General features: G+C 54.3%; 14 protein-coding genes and 1 tRNA gene. 8 read left to right on the top strand and 7 right to left on the bottom strand.

The window, feature by feature from the left end:
* Positions 1–47: 47 nt before the first annotated feature.
* The gene (gene mnmL, locus NCTC9997_RS12910) at positions 48–974 is read right to left on the bottom strand and encodes a tRNA modification radical SAM protein MnmL/YtqA (RefSeq protein ID WP_047706795.1); all 927 of its coding nucleotides are present in this window, start codon (positions 972–974) and stop codon (positions 48–50) included.
* Positions 975–1,570: 596 nt separating this feature from the next.
* On the opposite strand from mnmL, the gene gltB reads away from it, so the two are divergent.
* The 7 genes from gltB to NCTC9997_RS12945 all read left to right on the top strand — a co-directional run bounded on the left by gltB (position 1,571) and on the right by NCTC9997_RS12945 (position 11,259).
* On the top strand, positions 1,571–6,037 hold the full coding sequence (gene gltB / locus NCTC9997_RS12915) for a glutamate synthase large subunit (protein ID WP_064978210.1): 4,467 nt from the start codon (positions 1,571–1,573) through the stop codon (positions 6,035–6,037).
* A 17-nt stretch (positions 6,038–6,054) separates the two neighbouring features.
* Positions 6,055–7,470 (top strand): FAD-dependent oxidoreductase, encoded by a 1,416-nt coding sequence (locus NCTC9997_RS12920; protein ID WP_064978211.1) that lies wholly within the window; start codon positions 6,055–6,057, stop codon positions 7,468–7,470.
* A gap of 341 nt (positions 7,471–7,811) precedes the next feature.
* Positions 7,812–8,510 (top strand): 5'-methylthioadenosine/S-adenosylhomocysteine nucleosidase, encoded by a 699-nt coding sequence (mtnN, locus tag NCTC9997_RS12925; RefSeq protein ID WP_010864671.1) that lies wholly within the window; start codon positions 7,812–7,814, stop codon positions 8,508–8,510.
* A 21-nt stretch (positions 8,511–8,531) separates the two neighbouring features.
* Positions 8,532–9,491, top strand: coding sequence for a cobalamin biosynthesis protein (locus tag NCTC9997_RS12930; protein ID WP_064978212.1), 960 nt, complete (start codon positions 8,532–8,534; stop codon positions 9,489–9,491).
* The gene (gene btuF, locus NCTC9997_RS12935; RefSeq protein ID WP_064978213.1) at positions 9,488–10,330 is read left to right on the top strand and encodes a vitamin B12 ABC transporter substrate-binding protein BtuF; all 843 of its coding nucleotides are present in this window, start codon (positions 9,488–9,490) and stop codon (positions 10,328–10,330) included. The genes NCTC9997_RS12930 and btuF overlap by 4 nt, the downstream gene beginning before the upstream one ends.
* An 88-nt stretch (positions 10,331–10,418) precedes the next feature.
* Positions 10,419–11,024, top strand: coding sequence for a TRIC cation channel family protein (locus tag NCTC9997_RS12940; protein ID WP_064978214.1), 606 nt, complete (start codon positions 10,419–10,421; stop codon positions 11,022–11,024).
* Positions 11,025–11,183: 159 nt separating this feature from the next.
* Positions 11,184–11,259, top strand: a tRNA-Ile gene (locus tag NCTC9997_RS12945).
* A gap of 77 nt (positions 11,260–11,336) precedes the next feature.
* Here the strand turns inward: NCTC9997_RS12945 and cra are convergent.
* Positions 11,337–12,374 (bottom strand): catabolite repressor/activator, encoded by a 1,038-nt coding sequence (cra, locus tag NCTC9997_RS12950; protein WP_036770611.1) that lies wholly within the window; start codon positions 12,372–12,374, stop codon positions 11,337–11,339.
* Positions 12,375–12,656: 282 nt separating this feature from the next.
* On the opposite strand from cra, the gene NCTC9997_RS12955 reads away from it, so the two are divergent.
* Complete coding sequence (locus tag NCTC9997_RS12955; RefSeq protein ID WP_010864680.1) at positions 12,657–13,343, top strand: GntR family transcriptional regulator; 687 nt, start codon at positions 12,657–12,659, stop codon at positions 13,341–13,343.
* An 86-nt stretch (positions 13,344–13,429) separates the two neighbouring features.
* Here NCTC9997_RS12955 and ilvN read toward each other — a convergent pair whose 3' ends face one another.
* The 5 genes from ilvN to NCTC9997_RS12980 all read right to left on the bottom strand — a co-directional run bounded on the left by ilvN (position 13,430) and on the right by NCTC9997_RS12980 (position 19,638).
* Complete coding sequence (gene ilvN, locus NCTC9997_RS12960; protein ID WP_010864681.1) at positions 13,430–13,924, bottom strand: acetolactate synthase small subunit; 495 nt, start codon at positions 13,922–13,924, stop codon at positions 13,430–13,432.
* Entirely contained in the window at positions 13,924–15,648 is a 1,725-nt protein-coding gene (ilvI, locus tag NCTC9997_RS12965) for an acetolactate synthase 3 large subunit (protein WP_064978215.1), read from the bottom strand. Before ilvI ends, ilvN begins: the two co-directional genes overlap by 1 nt.
* 399 nt (positions 15,649–16,047) lie before the next feature.
* Positions 16,048–17,832, bottom strand: coding sequence for an AMP-dependent synthetase/ligase (locus NCTC9997_RS12970; protein WP_010864683.1), 1,785 nt, complete (start codon positions 17,830–17,832; stop codon positions 16,048–16,050).
* A gap of 178 nt (positions 17,833–18,010) precedes the next feature.
* Positions 18,011–19,117, bottom strand: coding sequence for an MJ1255/VC2487 family glycosyltransferase (locus NCTC9997_RS12975; protein WP_064978216.1), 1,107 nt, complete (start codon positions 19,115–19,117; stop codon positions 18,011–18,013).
* Entirely contained in the window at positions 19,114–19,638 is a 525-nt protein-coding gene (locus NCTC9997_RS12980) for a phosphatase PAP2 family protein (protein ID WP_039045776.1), read from the bottom strand. The genes NCTC9997_RS12975 and NCTC9997_RS12980 overlap by 4 nt, the downstream gene beginning before the upstream one ends.
* Positions 19,639–19,847: the final 209 nt, after the last annotated feature.

Below are 19,847 nucleotides of genomic sequence, written 5' to 3' on the forward strand. Positions count from 1 at the left end.
CGGCAATTGATGAAAAGTCGTATAAATAAGCAGCGAAACGTCCCACTTTACCCGATTAATTGAAAAGGGGAACCTAAAGCCGAACCTTGCGCGCCTCTTTGCGCCAAAATGCGATTTATCTCTACCATTCCCGTCCAGCGGTTTTCACACCACAGCGGCGCTAACAGCGTCGGACGGCGCGCACTGGCCGACACCCGATGATAAATAATCTCTGCCGGCGTGTGGCGGATCATCTCCGCGGCGATATCCACATAAGGCTCCAGCTCAATCGCCTGCTGCCGCCCCGCTTCCCACGCTTTCGCCATGGTGCTACCGGTGACAATGTGCAGTGGATGTAACTTGATCCCATCCGTACCGGCAGCGACAACCTGCGCCAAGGTTTGCAAGCAATCTTCTTTGTCTTCGCCCGGCAAGCCAACAATCAGGTGAGTACACACTTTCAGGTTACGCGCCCGCGCCGCTTGGGCCGTTTTGACATAACACGCAAAATCATGCCCACGGTTGATGCGTTTTAAGGTGCGATCCTGCGCCGATTGCAGCCCCAGCTCCAACCAGACTTCATAGCCTTGCTGCTGATAACCGGCCAATAAATCCAACACCGCATCAGAGACACAATCAGGCCGCGTACCGACACACAACCCTACGATATCCGCCTGCTGCAGCGCCTCTTCATACATTCTTTTCAGCAAGCATAATTCGGAATAGGTGCTGGTATACGCCTGAAAATAGGCCAAATAACGACGCGCACGGTGAATTTTAGTCGACTGTTCAGCAATTTGCTCAGTAATGCTTTTATATTGCGCATTTTCATCGGAAAACGAGGCCACATTACAAAAGGTGCAGCCACCACGCCCCAACGTACCGTCGCGGTTCGGACAACTAAAGCCGCCATGCAGGGTCAGTTTGTGGATTTTCTCCCCGTAGCGGCGGTGTAAATCGCTGCCAAACATATTTACCAGTTCATTCAGTTGCATCAGCGTCTATATTCCACGATCGAAACCATTCAGATTACAGTGTTGCGCAACCTCCGATCCTGACTCGGATCAAAGCCTTGCCCAACCTGACATTGACTCATTTTTATGACGCACTCATCCCGCCCAAGATCTCTGCCCCCGAGCAAGAATAAATAACGAATAATTGTTCATAATCATGCAGTGCGCCGTGCGCGGTTTATGCTCCGCGCTATCCATAAAGAACGACGTTCTGACCTGTTTTTTATTTTACAACAGGATAGAAAAACAGAGCGAAATTTTACCTGACACCCCCACCACCCACGAATTACTGGCCTAGTGGCCAGAAAAACTCACGCCGTGCTACCGCAAGCCCAATCGACAGAACAGCCGTTTGCCGCCTAATTTGTGCAACTAGCTTAATAAATCGATGAATACTAAGTAAAAATAGTCTGTTGTATCGCGAAATTAGATGTTGCTGGCCAATTACAGAATGTTTGACCTATGTAACATTTATCGCTAATTTGGGAAGTCGGCTGGAAGCTGTGAGGTGAGCATGGAGCTCACCGGATTTATGCAAATAATTTGTCGTTCGGTACAGGCAAGGGAGGAAGGCAATCATGCTGTACGATTCATCCCAGGAAAGGGATAACTGTGGCTTCGGGCTGATCGCCCATATCGAGGGTGAACCCAGCCACAAAGTGGTACGTACCGCTATTCATGCGTTAGCCAGAATGCAGCACCGTGGTGCGATTTTAGCCGACGGCAAAACCGGCGATGGCTGCGGCCTGTTGATGCAAAAGCCGGATCGTTTTTTTCGCATGGTGGCCGAAGAGCGCGGTTGGCATCTGGCCAAAAACTACGCGGTCGGCATGCTGTTCCTCAATCCTGACCCTAGCAAAGCGGCCCTTGCCAGGCAAATTACCGAAGAAGAATTACAGCGCGAAACCCTCTCTTTAGTCGGTTGGCGTGTAGTCCCGACCAATCCTGATGTACTGGGTGAGATAGCTCTCAGTTCATTGCCAGTGATCGAGCAAGTCTTTGTCAACGCCCCTGCCGGTTGGCGTCCACGCGATGTGGAGCGACGTCTGTTTGTGATGCGTCGGCGCATTGAAAAGCGTCTGCAAGACGACCCACACTTCTATGCCTGTAGCTTCTCTAATCTGGTGAACGTGTACAAAGGGTTGTGCATGCCATCCGATTTGCCACGTTTTTATCTGGATCTGGCCGATTTACGCATGGAATCGGCGATTTGCCTGTTCCACCAGCGTTTCTCTACTAATACCGTACCGCGCTGGCCGCTGGCGCAGCCATTTCGTTATCTGGCCCACAACGGTGAGATCAACACCATCACCGGTAACCGCCAATGGGCACGGGCGCGGGCGTATAAGTTCAACACGCCACTGATCCCCGATCTGCAAAATGCCGCGCCGTTCGTCAACGAAACCGGCTCAGACTCTAGCTCACTGGATAACATGTTGGAGCTGTTTTTAAGCGGCGGGATGGATCCGTTTCGCGCCATGCGCCTGCTGATCCCGCCTGCTTGGCAAAATAACCCCGATATGGACGACGATCTGCGCGCCTTCTACGACTTTAACTCCATGCACATGGAGCCGTGGGATGGTCCGGCAGGAGTGGTGATGAGCGATGGCCGCTACGCCGCCTGTAACCTCGATCGTAACGGCCTGCGTCCGGCACGTTATGTCATCACCAAAGACAAACTGATCACCTGCGCATCCGAAATTGGGATCTGGGATTACCAGCCTGATGAAGTGGTAGAAAAAGGGCGGGTTGGGCCTGGCGAGCTGCTGGTGATCGACACCCGCAACGGAAAAATCCTGCACTCGCTAGAGATCGATAACGATCTTAAGCAGCGCCATCCTTATAAAGAGTGGATGCAGAAAAACGTTAAACGCCTGATCCCGTTCGAGCAGCTGCCCGACGATCAGGTTGGCAACCGTGATTTTAACAATCAGCAGCTGGCGACCTACCAAAAACTGTTTGGCTACAGCAATGAAGAGCTGGAGCAGATCCTGCAGGTGCTGGGGGAAAACGCGCAAGAAGCGGTCGGCTCCATGGGTGACGATACCCCGTTTGCCGTACTGTCGCGCCAAAGCCGTAGCCTGTATGACTACTTCCGCCAGCAGTTTGCGCAGGTGACCAACCCGCCAATTGACCCGCTGCGCGAAGCACATGTCATGTCACTCTCCACCTCCATTGGTCAGGAGATGAACGTCTTTTGTGAGGCCGAAGGACAAGCGCACCGTGTCAGTTTCAAATCGCCGATCCTGCTGTACTCCGATTTCCATCAGCTGCTGGCGCTCGACACGAAATATTACCGTCACGATGTATTGTCTTTGAGCTTCGATCCGCAGCAGACCGATCTGCAACAGGCCGTGCAAGCCCTCTGCGATCAGGCTGAACAACTGGTGCGCAGTGGCTGCGTATTGCTGGTGCTCTCAGATCGCCAGCAACGCGCCGATCACTTACCGATCCCGGCGGCCATGGCGGTCGGTGCGGTGCAAACCCGCTTGGTCAATAACAGCCTGCGCTGCGATGCCAACATCTTGGTAGAAACCGCCAGCGCGCGCGATCCACACCATTTTGCAGTGCTGCTCGGGTTTGGCGCCACCGCCATCTACCCGTATCTGGCCTACGAATCACTGGCCAAACTGGTGGATGACGGCGCGATCAACAAGCCGTACCGCACGGTAATGCAAAACTACCGCAACGGGATCAACAAAGGCCTGTACAAGATCATGTCCAAAATGGGCATTTCTACCATTGCCTCTTACCGCTGCTCGAAGTTGTTTGAAGCGGTAGGGATCGGCTCTGACGTGATTGATCTGTGCTTTAGTGGCGTGCCTAGCCGCATCGAAGGGGCCAGCTTTGCTGACTTCCAGCAAGACTTGATCAATCTATCTCGCAAAGCCTGGTTAGTACGTAAACCGCTGGAGCAAGGCGGCCTGCTCAAATACGTTCACGGCAGTGAATACCACGCCTACAACCCTGATGTGGTGCAGACTCTGCAACAAGCCGTACACTCCGGTGACTACCGTGATTATCGCCGCTATGCCGATTTGGTGAACCAGCGTGCACCCGCCACCTTACGTGACCTGCTGCAACTAACCCCAAATCCGGCTACATCGACGGTTGCATTGGAGCACGTCGAGCCGCAAGAAAGCCTGTTCCGTCGTTTTGATACAGCAGCCATGTCAATCGGCGCCTTAAGCCCAGAAGCTCACGAATCGCTGGCACAAGCCATGAACACCTTGGGTGGATATTCTAACTCTGGTGAAGGTGGTGAAGATCCAGCGCGCTACGGCACCAATAAAGTCTCGCGTATCAAGCAAGTCGCTTCTGGCCGCTTTGGTGTCACTCCGCACTATCTGGTTAACGCCGATGTCATTCAGATTAAAGTGGCTCAAGGCGCCAAGCCGGGCGAAGGCGGTCAGTTACCGGGAGATAAAGTCACTCCGTACATTGCCCGTCTGCGTTACTCCGTCCCGGGCGTGACCCTGATTTCGCCGCCGCCGCACCACGATATTTACTCTATTGAGGATCTGGCGCAGCTGATTTTCGATCTCAAACAGATCAATCCGAAGGCGCTGATTTCGGTCAAGCTGGTCTCTGAGCCGGGCGTTGGCACCATCGCTACCGGCGTTGCCAAAGCCTATGCCGACCTCATCACTATCGCGGGCTATGATGGCGGCACTGGTGCCAGTCCATTGGCGTCAGTTAAATATGCTGGCTGCCCGTGGGAGCTCGGCTTAGTCGAAACGCAACAAGCACTGGTCGCCAATGGCCTGCGCCATAAGATCCGTTTGCAGGTCGATGGCGGACTGAAAACCGGTCTGGATATCATCAAAGCAGCCATTTTGGGCGCCGAAAGCTTTGGCTTTGGTACCGGCCCGATGGTAGCGCTGGGTTGTAAATACCTGCGGATCTGTCACCTGAACAACTGCGCCACCGGCGTGGCAACCCAAGATGAAAAGCTGCGCCGCGACCACTACCACGGCCTGCCAGAACGAGTAATGAATTACTTCCGCTTTATTGCGCAAGAAACTCGTGAACTGATGGCCGAATTGGGGGTGACCCAGCTGGTCGATTTGATTGGCCGCACCGATTTGCTGACCGAGCTGGACGGCTTTACTGCACGCCAGCAAAAACTGGACTTATCCGCGCTGCTGGCCACCGCTAAGCCGCATCCGGGCAAAGCAGTGTACTGCACCGAAGGCAACCCGCCATTTGACCAAGGCGAGCTTAATGCCCGTTTGGTCGCGCAAGCCCAAGAGTGCTTAACCCAGCGTAAGAGCAAAAAGTTGTTCTTCGATATCCGCAATACCGATCGCTCGGTTGGCGCACGCTTGTCCGGTGAAATTGCCAGCCAGTTTGGTGAAGCCGGCATTGCCAGCGAACCGCTAAAAGTGCAATTCAGCGGTACTGCCGGACAAAGCTTTGGCGTGTGGAATGCCCCAGGCGTTGAGCTGTCACTGACCGGTGATGCCAACGACTATGTCGGCAAAGGGATGGCCGGCGGCAAAATTGCCCTGCGCCCACCGATAGGCTCAGCGTTCAGAGCCCACCAAGCCACCATCATCGGCAACACCTGCCTGTATGGCGCCACCGGCGGCAAACTGTTCGCAGCGGGCCGCGGCGGAGAGCGTTTTGCCGTGCGTAACTCAGGCGCGATTGCGGTTGTCGAAGGAATCGGCGATAACGGCTGTGAATACATGACCGGCGGCATCATCTGCGTACTGGGTCGTACCGGCGTGAACTTCGGTGCCGGGATGACGGGCGGCTTTGCCTATGTTCTGGATGAACAGGGCGATTTTGCCAAACGGGTTAACCCCGAGCTGGTCGAGCTGCTGGATGTCACCGAGTTGCCTATCCACCAAGAGCACCTGCGCGGTTTGATCACCGAGCACGTGCAGGCCACCGGCTCGGCACGCGGCGAAGAAATTTTGGCGCACTGGGAAAGCTGGGCCGACAAGTTCACGCTGGTGAAACCAAAATCCAGCGATGTTAAAGCATTACTTGGTCACCGTAGCCGCTCTTCGGCGGAACTCCGGGTTCAGGCGCAGTAACAGGGAGAGAGTAAGCCATGAGCCAGAATGTGTATCAGTTTATTGACTTGCAGCGGGTCGATCCGCCGAAAAAACCGCTGAAGATCCGCAAAATTGAGTTTGTTGAGATCTACGAAAACTTTTCCGAATCACAGGTGCATGCCCAAGCCGATCGCTGCTTGGGCTGCGGCAACCCTTATTGTGAGTGGAAATGTCCGGTGCATAACTACATCCCGAATTGGCTCAAGCTGGCCCATGAAGGACGTATTTTGGAAGCGGTGGAATTATCGCACCGCACCAACAGTTTGCCGGAAGTCTGTGGTCGCGTGTGCCCGCAAGACCGTTTGTGTGAAGGAGCCTGTACCCTGAATGACGAGTTCGGGGCGGTAACCATCGGCAACATTGAAAAGTACATCACCGATAAAGCCTTTGAGATGGGCTGGCGACCGGATCTATCCGGCGTGGTGGACACCGGTAAGAAAGTGGCGGTGATTGGCGCCGGCCCAGCCGGACTTGCCTGCGCTGACGTATTGGTGCGTAACGGCGTGAAACCGGTGGTGTTCGATCGCCATCCAGAAATTGGTGGCCTGCTGACCTTCGGCATCCCGGCCTTCAAGCTGGAAAAAGAGGTCATGATCCGCCGACGCGAAGTGTTCAGTGGGATGGGCGTCGAGTTTCGCCTGAACACCGAAATTGGCAAGGATCTGGCGTTCACCGAATTGCTGTCCGAGTTTGATGCTGTCTTTTTAGGCGTAGGCACCTACCGTAACATGCGCGGTGGCTTGGAAAACGAAGACGCCGCCGGGGTGTACGATGCGCTGCCCTACCTGATTGCCAATACCAACCGTTTGATGGCCTTTGAGCGTCAAGCGGATGAGTATATCGACATGGCCGGTAAAAAAGTGGTGGTGCTCGGTGGTGGTGATACCGCGATGGACTGCGTGCGTACAGCAATCCGGCAAGGGGCAGCCCATGTGGTGTGTGCTTACCGCCGCGATGAAAGCAACATGCCCGGTTCACGCCGTGAAGTGAAAAACGCCCGTGAAGAAGGGGTGGAGTTCATGTTCAACCTGCAGCCTCTGGGGATTGCCCTCGATGCCCATGGCCGCGCGTGTGGCGTGAAAGTCGTGCGTACGGAGCTCGGCGCGCCCGATGCACAAGGCCGTCGCAGCCCCCAAGTGGTGGCCGGCTCTGAACATGTCTTGCCCGCCGATGCGGTGATCATGGCGTTTGGCTTCCAGCCACACGCCATGCCATGGCTCGAGACCTGTGATGTCGAACTCGATGGCAAAGGGCGAATTGTCGCGCCGGCCGAGCGTGAGTTCGCCTTCCAAACCAGCCATGCCAAGATTTTCGCAGGCGGGGATGCCGTGCGTGGCTCCGATCTGGTGGTCACCGCGATTGCCGAAGGTCGTCAGGCGGCAGAAGGGATCATGAACTATCTGGGCTGTTAATCCGCGCAGTGCGCTACGCCTAACCCATAACCTAAGTTAAGTTACGTTAAGTTATCCGCTCGCGTCGTAGGCCATCATCAACCGGCTCGCGAATGCACTCTCCACGGCCAACCGGCATCAAGTTTTTGCTCGGTTGGCCGTTATCTTTGCAACGCCGTTTCTATACCAATTCTACACACACGCGATACCAACACGATGGCCGCCTTTATTCGGCTGGCGCGGTCATGACAAGCATGCCGACTCGCAGATGCTTCATGCTAGACTAGGCATCACTGAAATGCTGCGACTGGCGGCTAAACCGCTTCGCAGTGCGTGTTTTCTTTTTTTGCAGGCCCGATCCCATGAAAGTAGGCATTATTGGCGCAATGGAGCAGGAAGTCGCCATCCTGCGTGACCAAATCAGCAATCTGCAGGTGTTCAAACGCGCCGGTTGCGAAATTTACAGCGGTACTCTGCACGGTACTGATGTGGCGCTGCTCAAGTCCGGCATCGGTAAAGTGGCCGTGGCACTCGGCACCACCTTGTTGATTGAACATTTTGCCCCAGATGTCATCATCAATACCGGCTCGGCCGGTGGTCTGGATAGCCGCCTGAACGTCGGTGATATCGTTGTCTCCAGCGAAGTGCGCTACCACGATGCCGATGTCACCGCTTTTGGTTATGCCTATGGCCAACTACCTGGTTGCCCAGAAGCCTTTGCTGCCGATCCGAAGCTGATCAACGTAGCAGAAAGCTGCATTCGCAGCGCCGGTCTGAACGCGGTACAAGGCCTGATCTGTAGCGGTGATGCGTTTGTACACGGCGCGGATAATCTGGCTCGCATTCAACAACACTTCCCGCAAATTGCCGCAGTGGAAATGGAAGCCGCTGGCGTTGCCCATGTGTGTAACCAGTACCAACTGCCATTTGTGGTGGTGCGTGCCATTTCGGATGTGGCCGATAAAGAAGCCAGCATGAGCTTTGAAGAGTTCCTGCCGGTCGCCGCCCAGCAATCATCGGTCATCGTGGCCGCGATGCTCAAGCAACTGAACACCTACTAATCGTCCACCACGGAGCCTGACGTGATCCAGCCTGCTGTTACTGAACTCAACTTCCGAGAACTGGCTTTCTGGTATCCGCTGCTGGCGTTGTGGGGCGGCGTGCTACTGCACCTGCTGCTACCACAACCGGCGCGCGCATTGCGTCAGGGGTGGACTCTGCTGGCCAGCCGCTTGCTGGCCCGCATGCTACACGCGAAAAACCCGCCCGCTCAGCAGCGCCTGTCTGGTGCGCTGAGCTGGTTATTGCTGCTGTTACCCCTGCTGATTTTATTACCGGCACTGCAGATTTTGGCCTGGTCCGAACCGGTGTTTGACGCCGTACTGCTCTGGCTGGCATTCAGTTGGGCGGCTTTATGGCCGGATAACCAACGTTTTGCCCGCGCGCTACAAGGCGAACAAAAACATCTGGCGCGCACCATCTTAGACGAACAAGTGCAACGTGATACCACCGAGCTTTCCCTGCTCGGGTTAGGTAAAGCCGGTGCGGAAACCCTGTTGATGGGCTATTTGCGCGGCTTAATTCATGTCCTATTTTGGTATCTACTGGCCGGAGGCTGTGGCGCGCTGTTTTATCGCTGCTGCGAACTGACCGCGCGTTGCTGGTCACCAGCACAACCGAAAAATCACGCCTTCGGCCTCTTTGCCGCCCGCATGCAAAGCGTACTGGAGTTGCCGGGCAATCTGTTGCTATTGCTGCTGCTGCTCCCTGGGCGTCATCTGCGCCAACGCTGGCAACGGATGCAAATTCAAGCCAAAGGCTGGAGCCACTGGCTCACCGGCGCTCTGTATACCCAAGTCGGTTTACGCTTGGATATCGCGATGGGTGGACCGGTGCGCTATCAAGGCATACGTGTAGGACGACCAACGCTAGGCGGCAGTCGACCGGTACACAGCCGAGACCTGTACCGACTGGCGCGCGATTTAAATTTGTATGCATTTATCCTGTTATTGCTAAGCTCGGCCGGAGTGTTACTGCGATGAGAAAGACGCTGACATCACGCTTATACCGCATCTTATCTCGCTCGTTAGCACTGTGTCTGCTGCTTGTAAGCTGCAACCTGCTAGCGGCGGCGCAACGGGTGATCTCCCTTTCGCCCTCTACCACCGAATTAGCCTACGCCGCCGGCATGGGCGAGCAGATGGTAGCCGCCAGTAGCTATTCCGATTATCCTGCCGCTGCGCAACAGCTCGAGCGGGTTGCCGATCACCGCGGGATCAATGTCGAGCGGATCTTACTACTAAAGCCAGATCTGGTGTTGGCATGGAAAGGCGGGAATCCCACGCGCCCACTGCAACAGCTCGAACAACTGGGGATCCCGGTATTTTATGCAGATCCACGCCGCTTGGACGATCTGGCCAGTGAGCTGGATCAGCTCGCTGCCTACAGTGCCCATCCAGACGAAGCGCGTGCCAACGCCCAAGCACTGCGCCAGCAATTCAGCATTCTACAGCATACCTATCAACGTCAAACGCCCATTCCAGTATTTATCCAATACGGCACGCAAGCGATGTTTACCCCCGGCGTCGATACCCTGCAATCGCAAATCGTCAGCCTGTGTGGAGGTAAAAATATCTTTGCTGACAGTGGCCTGAGCTGGCCAAAAATCAGCCGTGAGCAAGTTCTACTACGCAAACCACACGCCATTATCGTGCCCGGCAATGCCGAAACGGTAGCTGAAGTTCGCCGCTACTGGCAAGGGATGTTAGACGTGCCTGTTATCGCCGTGGAGGAGAGTTTGTTAAGCCGCAGCGGGCCACGTATGCTGCAAGGCGCACAGCACATTTGCACCGCACTGGCGAAACTCTCACCTGCGTCATAATTCAGTAAAAAGCCCGTTGCCAGCAGGCCGCTAAACGCTACAATCGCCGGCGTTTTAAAACTGACTGACTCTGAGGGCTTTCCATCACATGCTGTATTTCTTCGACATGCTGGGCACCGCTGTTTTTGCCATCTCCGGTGTACTCCTTGCCGGCCGTTTGCGGATGGATCCGTTCGGGGTGGTCGTTCTGGCCGCGGTAACTGCCATTGGCGGCGGTACTATTCGCGATATGGTGCTGGATGCCGGCCCGGTATTTTGGATCCGCGATCCCTTCTATCTGACGGTGATTTTTATTACCTGTGCCCTGAGTATGCTGCTGATCCGCCCTGCTCGTCGGATCCCGTGGTGGGTGCTGCCGGTACTGGATGCGGTGGGTTTGGCGGTCTTCTTAGGGATCGGGGTGAACAAAGCCTTGCTGTGTGGTGCTAGCCCAATGGTCGCGGTGGTGATGGGCGTGATCACCGGCGTAGGCGGCGGGATCATTCGTGATGTGTTAGCCCGTGAAGTACCCATGATCTTGCGTACCGAGATCTACGCTACCGCCTGTATTATCGGCGGGATCCTGCACACCGGCGCGCTGAGCCTGGGTGTCGGCGCACAACATGCGATGCTGCTGGGTTTATTCAGCACCTTAGGGATCCGCTTGGCGGCGATCCGCTGGAACCTGAAATTGCCGACCTTTCGTATTGACTGATGATCCCCGATTTGGATAGTCTGGGATGTAGGATCAATGATTTTTTCTATCAGATCCTCAAAATGTGACGCTATTTATAGAAAGTTGTATTAAAAAACAGCAAGTAACTCGATGAAGAGTAGACTCGCCCACCCCGATTTCCTATAATTGCGCCCGTCAGGCCCCATAGCTCAGTGGTCAGAGCAGGCGACTCATAATCGCTTGGTCCCCCGTTCAAGCCGGGGTGGGGCCACCAAATCCAACAAAAAAGCCAGCAGATTGCTGGCTTTTTTGTTTTGTGCATCTTGCCGTTAGCGCGTTAGCGACAACTGATTACTCCGCCGCCGCTGACGCATCCTGTGCGTGCAAACGGCTCAGAGTGCCACGCCACGTCAGCTGACGCTGCATACGGGTCATCCCCGGTTGCGGCTTCTCGGTACCGTCCAAGCTATCCAATACCAGCTTCAGCACTGTCTCCGCCACATCGCGGTGACGCTGCGACAGCGACATCACTTTACAGCCGAGAAAATCCAGCAACTCGTGGTCACCGAACGTGGCAATGGTCAGCGAAGGTGGGATCTTGCCAAAACGGGCAATAATCTCATCCAACACCCCCTGCAACAGGGCAAACGAGGTGGTAAACAGCGCATCTGGCAGCGGGTTCTCTTTCAGCCACGCCGCAAAACGGCTTGCCGCCGCTTCCCGCTCATAGCTAGCCGCATGCAAGAAGGTGACCTGACGCTTATCCCCTTCACAGGCCTGACGGAAGCCCTGCTCACGCAGCTGACTCACCGACAGCTCTGGCAATGCGCCGACATACACAATCGACTTCACGTCTGGCTGACTGAGCAGCTCATGGCACAACACTTCCGCATCGGCGCGGTCAGCACCGACCACGCTAATAAAGTGCTGCGGATCGAGCGCACGGTCGAGAGCGATGATCGGCAGATCGCGCCCCGCCCACTGCTGATAAAACTCATGTGTCGACGACAACGCAGTCGACACAATCAGTGCATCTACCTGACGCTGCAGCAAGTGGCTGACGCAGCGCATTTCGTTTTCCGGTTTATCCTCGGAGCAGGCAATCAATAACTGATAGCCATGCTGACGCGCACGACGCTCCAGATGATTGGCGATACGGGTATAACTGGTGTTCTCCAAATCTGGGATCACCAGGCCAATAGAGCGAGTCCGACCGGCACGCAGACCCGCAGCAACGGCGTTCGGCTGGTAGTTGTGCTCACGCACCACTGCCATCACCTTCTCGACCGTTTTATCGCTGACACGATACTGTTTTGCCTTGCCGTTAATGACATAACTTGCTGTAGTGCGTGACACGCCAGCCAGTCTGGCTATCTCATCCAGCTTCACTACCATCCCCTTCTGATGAGATCGATGAATAATCAAGATCTAACCGTATAACATAGGCCGGATGCAATACCTTTTTCCGGCGAGAAACTGCCTTAGATCATGCTTTATGGGTATCGTAATAACAGCGGTTCACACGGCAGAAAATTAATTATTCGTTGCTCACATTTTTTATGTAATTTTTTGATATACCCGCGCCCCCCTGCTATAAGACAGGGAAGTTATGCTTGTCGTACAAAGTAAAGCAGTATTTTATCACACAAGTATTGCTTTCAGGGGGGAAGAGTGTCAAGTCCAACAATTACGGATCAAATTTTTCAGGTCATCAAAAAAGATATTCTCTTAGGAATATTAAAGCCAGGTCAAAAACTGGTTGTCGCGGAATTAAAAGAACGTTATGGCGTCGGCGCTTCACCCATTCGCGAAGCCTTAATTAAATTATCGTGGAATAAATTCGTTTATATTGAGCCACAAAAAGGCTGCTGGGTAGCCCCAGTTTCGATTGCCGAATTGGAAGATATTCTGGATACTCGCTACACCCTCGAACGCATCCTACTGACCAAGTCCATCGAACAAGGGGATGAGGAGTGGGAGCTCAATGTAATCACCAGTCACCACAAACTGGCACGCATTGATGATCCGGCCAACCCAGACATCGACTATGATGAGTGGGAAGAGCGACACAACCACTTTCACCTTTCTTTGCTCTCCGGTTGTAACAGCCCCAAGATGCTGGAATTTATGGAGAATATATTGGAGCAGATGGCGCGTTATCGTCATATCTGGGTCAATATTCGTCTCGATTACGCTCAGCGCTATCACGACAATGGCGAACATGAAAAATTAATGCAGGCCGTACTGGATCGCAATATCCCTCTGGCGATTGAATTAACGGAACGACACTCACAGCGCGCACTCGAATTAATGAAAGAATCTATTCATTATTTGGAAAAAATAAACGCACTGGCCTAACAGAATAAATGAATAAAGGGGAATGATTTCCCCTTTATTGTTTGCGCTACCGCATAAAACGACAGTCAATGTTATGACAATACGTATTAATTATGTACTGACCGCTCACCGCGTGATATTCCGACTACCCCAGAACGCGCCACTTCCACAATATCGGTATGCTCTTTAACCGCCGCTAAAAAAGCATCCAGTTTGTCACTGGTACCGGCTAATTGCACCGTATACAACGTACCGGTCACATCCACAATCTGGCCGCGGAAAATATCACTCATCCGTTTGAGCTCATCACGCACGCTCGCGGGCGCTTGCATTTTAACCAGCATCAACTCACGCTCGACATGTGCGCCTTGACTTAAGTCACTGACTTTCAACACATCGATCAGCTTATGCAGCTGCTTTTCGATCTGCTCCAGCACGCTTTGATCGCCCGCGGTCACGATAGTGATCCGCGATAAGGTCGCATCCTCGGTCGGCGCGACAGTCAGGGTTTCAATGTTATAACCACGCTGAGAAAACAGCCCGACCACCCGTGACAACGCCCCGGACTCGTTCTCCAGTAATACAGACAAGATTCGGCGCATCAGGTTCTCTCCGTTTTACTTAACCACATTTCATCCATGGCACCGCCACGCACCTGCATCGGATAGACATGCTCGGTCTCATCCACGGTGATATCCACAAACACCAGACGATCTTTCATTGCCAGCGCCTGAGTCAGTTTGCTTTCCAGCTCATCAGGCGTGCGGATCGCAATCCCCACATGGCCATAGGCTTCGGCGATTTTGACAAAGTCCGGCAACGACTCCATATACGAGTGCGAATGACGACCGCTGTAGATCATGTCCTGCCACTGCTTCACCATACCTAAGAAGCGGTTATTCAAGTTGATGATCTTAACCGGCACGTCATATTGCAGCGCGGTGGACAGCTCCTGAATATTCATCTGGATACTGCCATCGCCGGTCACGCACACCACTTGCTCTTCCGGCAGCGCCATCTTGACGCCAATGGCAGCGGGGAAGCCAAAGCCCATGGTGCCAAGACCGCCAGAGTTGATCCAACGGCGCGGTTTGGCAAACGGGTAATACAGAGCGGCAAACATCTGGTGTTGACCAACGTCAGAAGCCACGTAGGCATCGCCGCCGGTCAGTTTATGCAGCGCAGCTATCACCGCCTGCGGCTTGATTTTTGGCCCACTGGTATCAAAGTTCAGACACTCACGGGCGCGCCACGTAGCAATCTGATGCCACCAGTCACTGCGCGCCTGCGCTTGCTGAGCGACCGCATCATCACTCTCATCCAGCAACGCCAGCATTTTGTTCAGCACGTTATCGGCACTGCCGACGATCGGAATATCGGCGCCGACCGTTTTCGAGATCGAGGTCGGATCGATATCGATGTGCAAGATGGTGGCGTGCGGGCAGTACTTGGTTAAATTATTGGTGGTGCGATCGTCAAAGCGCACGCCGATACCAAAGATCAGATCCGCATGATGCATCGCCATATTGGCTTCGTAGGTACCGTGCATACCCAGCATCCCTAAACACTGCGGATCGTCGCCCGGAAACGCCCCCAACCCCATCAAAGAGGTGGTGACCGGCAAGTTCAAACGCTTGGCCAACGCCGCCAATTGGGCGTGACAGTTGGCGCTGATCACCCCGCCACCGGCATAGATCACTGGCTGACGAGCGGCCAGCAATGCCTGCAGCCCTTTTTTAATCTGCCCTGTATGCCCCTTGACGTTCGGGTGATAAGAGCGCAGCTCGACGCTCTGTGGATATTCATACGGCAACTTGTTGGCGGGGTTAAGAATGTCTTTCGGCAAATCCACCACCACCGGACCCGGGCGGCCGGAGCTGGCCAGATAAAAGGCCTTTTTCATCACCACCGGAATATCTTCGGTGCGCTTGACCAGAAAACTGTGTTTAACCACCGGACGGGAGATCCCGACCATGTCGCACTCTTGGAAGGCGTCATTACCAATCAGGCTGGTCGCCACCTGACCGGACAGCACGACCATCGGCACAGAATCCATATACGCAGTCGCAATACCGGTGATGGCATTGGTGGCACCGGGACCGGATGTGACTAGCACCACCCCCACTTCGCCGGTGGCGCGGGCATAACCATCGGCCATGTGCACGGCAGCTTGCTCGTGCCGGACCAGCACGTGCTGGATCCCACCAAGGGTATGCAGTGCATCATAAATATCGAGCACCGCACCACCCGGATAGCCGAAAACATGTTTGATCCCCTGATCGTGCAATGCACGCACGACCATTTCGGCCCCTGACAACATCTCCATACGTCTGCCTCCCGGTTGGATTTTTTGTGTCGTAAGTCCCTCTGACGAATGACTTGTCGCTGTATTCCCTGTTCCGCCTGATAACGAAGACGGATCCGTATCCACTTTAACGTTGATTTTGTAACAAAGTCCATCATTACAACCAATTAATCCAAAACAAAACGCTCACCAAGGCGATATTTACGATTAACAATTGCAATAAGAGTAATTAGCAGTGAAATACACTAGCAAAGGCGAAAATTGCGGCAGGTTTAATGGGGGAAAGCGCAGAGAAAAGACAATCGAAAAACAGGCACAAAAAAACCACCGCGCGAAAGCGGTGGTTTTTAGTCAGCCGCGCGGCACTCATTCTTGAGTGCCGCCGACATAGGCAAATTAGCGACGTAGTTTAAACGTGATTTAGTCGTACATCGCTTCAATTTCACGCTCATAGCGCTGCGTGATGATCTTACGGCGCAACTTCAGCGTTGGTGTTAACTCACCGCGCTCCATCGTGAAGGCTTCTGGCAGCAGCGTAAAACGCTTCACTTGCTCAAAACGGGCCAGCTCTTTTTGCATCGCTTTCAGGCGCTGTTCAAACATCTCCATCACTTGACTATGGCGCAATAGCTCCATGCGATCTTGATACTTGATGTTGACGCTACGCGCGTAATCTTCCAGCGATTCAAAGCATGGCACGATCAGCGCCGACACGAACTTACGTGTATCGGCGATCACCGCGATCTGCTCGATGAAGCGATCTTGGCCCAAGGTGCCTTCGATCATCTGCGGCGCAATGTACTTACCGCCAGAGGTTTTCATCAAATCTTTGATGCGCTCGGTAATGAACAGGTTGCCCTGCGCATCCAGCTGACCAGCATCACCGGTTTTCAGCCAGCCATCTTCGGTAAAGGTACGGGCAGTTTCTTCTGGCTTATTGAAGTAACCACGCATCACGGTTGGACCACGCACCTGAATCTCGTTTTCCTCACCAATGCGCACTTCAACGCCCGGCAACGGTGTACCAATCGAGCCAAAGCGGTATTCGTCATCTTCCCAGCACGAAACGGTGGCACAGGTTTCGGTCATGCCATAGCCGTACTTGATGTTGATACCGATGGATTGGAAGAACAGGTTAATCTTGTCATCCAACTTGGCGCCAGAGGTTGGCATAAAGCGAGTACGACCGCCCAGCGCGCCGCGCAGTTTGCTCAGTACCAGCTTGTCCGCCATACGGAAACTGGCCGCCAGCAATGCCGACGGTTGACGATTTTCACGCTGACACCAGTAATGACGTTCACCGGTTTTCACCGCCCAGCGGAACATCAGACGACGCAACAGCGGCGCTTTGGCCACTTTGTCTTGGATTGCGCTGAACACTTTCTCGTAAAAACGCGGTACAGCGCACATCACGGTCGGCTTAACAGCGCCAATGGCGGCCTGCACTTTGTGCGGATCACGCAAGAACACGTTCACCGCGCCACGGTGCAGCACGTAGAAACACCACGCCCGCTCAAACACGTGTGATAGCGGCAGGAAGCTCATGGAGACATCCTCTTCGCTCAAGCTTAAGCGCTCATCGTGCAAATGCAGCTGAGTCGCGATGCTGCGGTAATCCAGCATTACGCCTTTTGGCTCGCCGGTGGTACCGGAGGTGTAGATCAGGGTGAACAGATCGTCTAACGAACGCTCGGCCATCCGCTGCTCCAACACGCTGTCCCACTCAGGGCAGCCTTGCTGGCGGAAATCGGCCAGATGGCAGGCGATGCTGCAACCTTTAAGATCGACTTTCGGATCCAGCGCGATAATGTGCGCCAGTTGTGGACACAGCGCCTGCAGTTCGATGGCGGCATCCATTTGCGCCTGCTCGCCCACAAACAAAATTCGGATTTCAGCATCATCCAACACATAAGCCGTTTGGGCGGCAGTGTTAGTGGCATAAATAGGTACCGTGATTGCACGCAGGTGCAAGATGGCCATGTCAGTGATGGTCCACTCGGCCATGTTCTGGGAAAAAATTGCGACGCGCTCTTGCACGCCAACACCGAGGCTCAGTAACGCTCGGGCGGTGGCGCGCAGACGCTGATTGACATCCTGCCAGCAGATATCAACCCAGCTCTTGCCCTGCTGATCACGCATGGCAACCTTGGCTGGGTTACGGGTAATCTGATCCTGAATTCGCTCGATCAGGTGATAACCTTGCATTTTCCACCTTATTCAGTTCTTAGGATTTCAGCGTACAAGTGTACGCTTAGCTGACAACAAGTGTAACTGAACTTATCTGTGGAAGAAAAGGATTTAAACGTCTGTTTATGCCTTATCCCTCACAATATGAGGGATATGCAGGATAAGATTTTGTCATCCAGCTGATTTGTATGGCTTTTTAAGTAGAAGATAGCGGTGAAGTCATCACTGCCGACGAGTCTGGCAGCCAACTTTGTACGTTTTCCGCTACACCACATGGAAAGCGCACTGCTTGCCATAACTGCTGGCTCAGTCGGGCGGGAAAATCCCAATGCCCTTCCGCCACCCAAGCGGCAACCGCCTGCGCGACATCGGGAAAGCACACCCGCCCTGCAGCGGGGCTGGCTAGCCAGCGCAGTAACGACGGCGTATCCAGTGTAAACAGACGCGTAGCCAGACCGAGTAATTCCAATGCCAGCACATTGCTTTGCTGCTCAAACTGGCCGTACAGCGGCTTTAACAGCAACTTCTTTCCCAGCACCATCGCTTCCGACGGCAGCTCAAAGCCGGCATTGGCGATCACGCCATGGCACGCCGTTAAGGCGCGGCGAAACCCATGTAAAGAAAGTGGCTTTAACCTGATGTTTTTTATTACAACTTCACTCTTTACCTCAGGGTGAAAACAATCAAAGCCCGTCTGCGGACACTGCTGTAACCACGCGCTGATTTCGCTCAGCGATTCAAAAGGCAGATACACCAGAACGCGGCCATTGTCTGTCACCGCATCGGTACAGCGCGTGGCGATAATCGGCGGTAAAATGGGGTGATTGTAGTGAAACCAGTGCAGACCGACACTGTGCTGCACCGGAGCAAACTGCCGCATCAATAAGCGGTTGAACGCGTTATCGCCTTCGGTGGGGATCGGCGCTAAAAAGGCGGCCTGATGGCTGACGCTCAAACTCGGCACCCCAGCGCGGCGCGCAGCCCAAGCACTTACCGGCTCAAAATCACTGAGCACCGCATCGTAACTGCCGACATCCAACGCACGAACATCGCGCATAAACTCGCGCAGCCGATTATGTTGCCAAGTCTGCCGCATATCCACGCGCCCGGCGCGGGTGATGAAACTGAGGCCTCGCCGCACCTGATACGCACCAAACACCTGCATATCAAAATAGGCGTCGGCAGCGCGCCCAGAGCACAACACATCCACCCGAATCCCCTGCGCGCGCAGCGCCGGCACCAACTCACGCGCCCGCGACAAATGCCCATTGCCGGTGCCCTGAATGCCATATAACAGTTTCATAACCACTCCAGCGCCAGTTTGGCACAGCTCAAGCCGAGCAGTGCGCCGGCCACAATATCGGTCAGGTAATGCACGCCGAGTAACACCCGTGACAGCCCAATCAACGCCGCCCAGCACAAGGCCGGCAACAGCCACAGCGGGTAGTACGCTGCAATCAAGCCGCAAACTAAAAAGGCGGCCGCAGTGTGACCAGAGGGCAAACTGTATTTATCGGAGGGGACAATAAAACAAGGCAAATCCAATGGCCGATGACGGCGAATGGCATTTTTCAGCAGCCAGTACAGCGGCAGCTCGATGGCAAATGCCAGCAGCAGCGCGGTAAAAAACGCCGCACCATGCACGGGCTCCCAGCGCAGCAAAACCAGCGCCAACAGCAGATACCAAGGACCATCGCCGGTACGGGAAATCAGGCGACACACCCGCGCAACCTGGTGATTAAAACGGTGACACAGACAAAACGTGGAGAGCGCCAGATCCAACTGTTGCAGACGCCAGCGCGGCGACAAGCGTGACAAGGCCATATTCAGCTCCCGGATAATCAATGCGGCACCGCGCGCAATACGCAGTTTCAGCCTGTGTTCACCCTATAAAGCGGACATGACATTTGTTTGATGTTTTTGCAGCAGTTTAATTTCCGCTGCAGCAAACGGTTGACACGGATACAACATCTGAAGTATCACATAACACAAGCGATTAAATTTCCGCCGTTTGCGTCCCCGTGCCAGCGTTA

The sequence above is a fragment of the Plesiomonas shigelloides genome, assembly GCF_900087055.1.
Lineage (GTDB): Bacteria > Pseudomonadota > Gammaproteobacteria > Enterobacterales > CAMTGL01 > Plesiomonas > Plesiomonas shigelloides.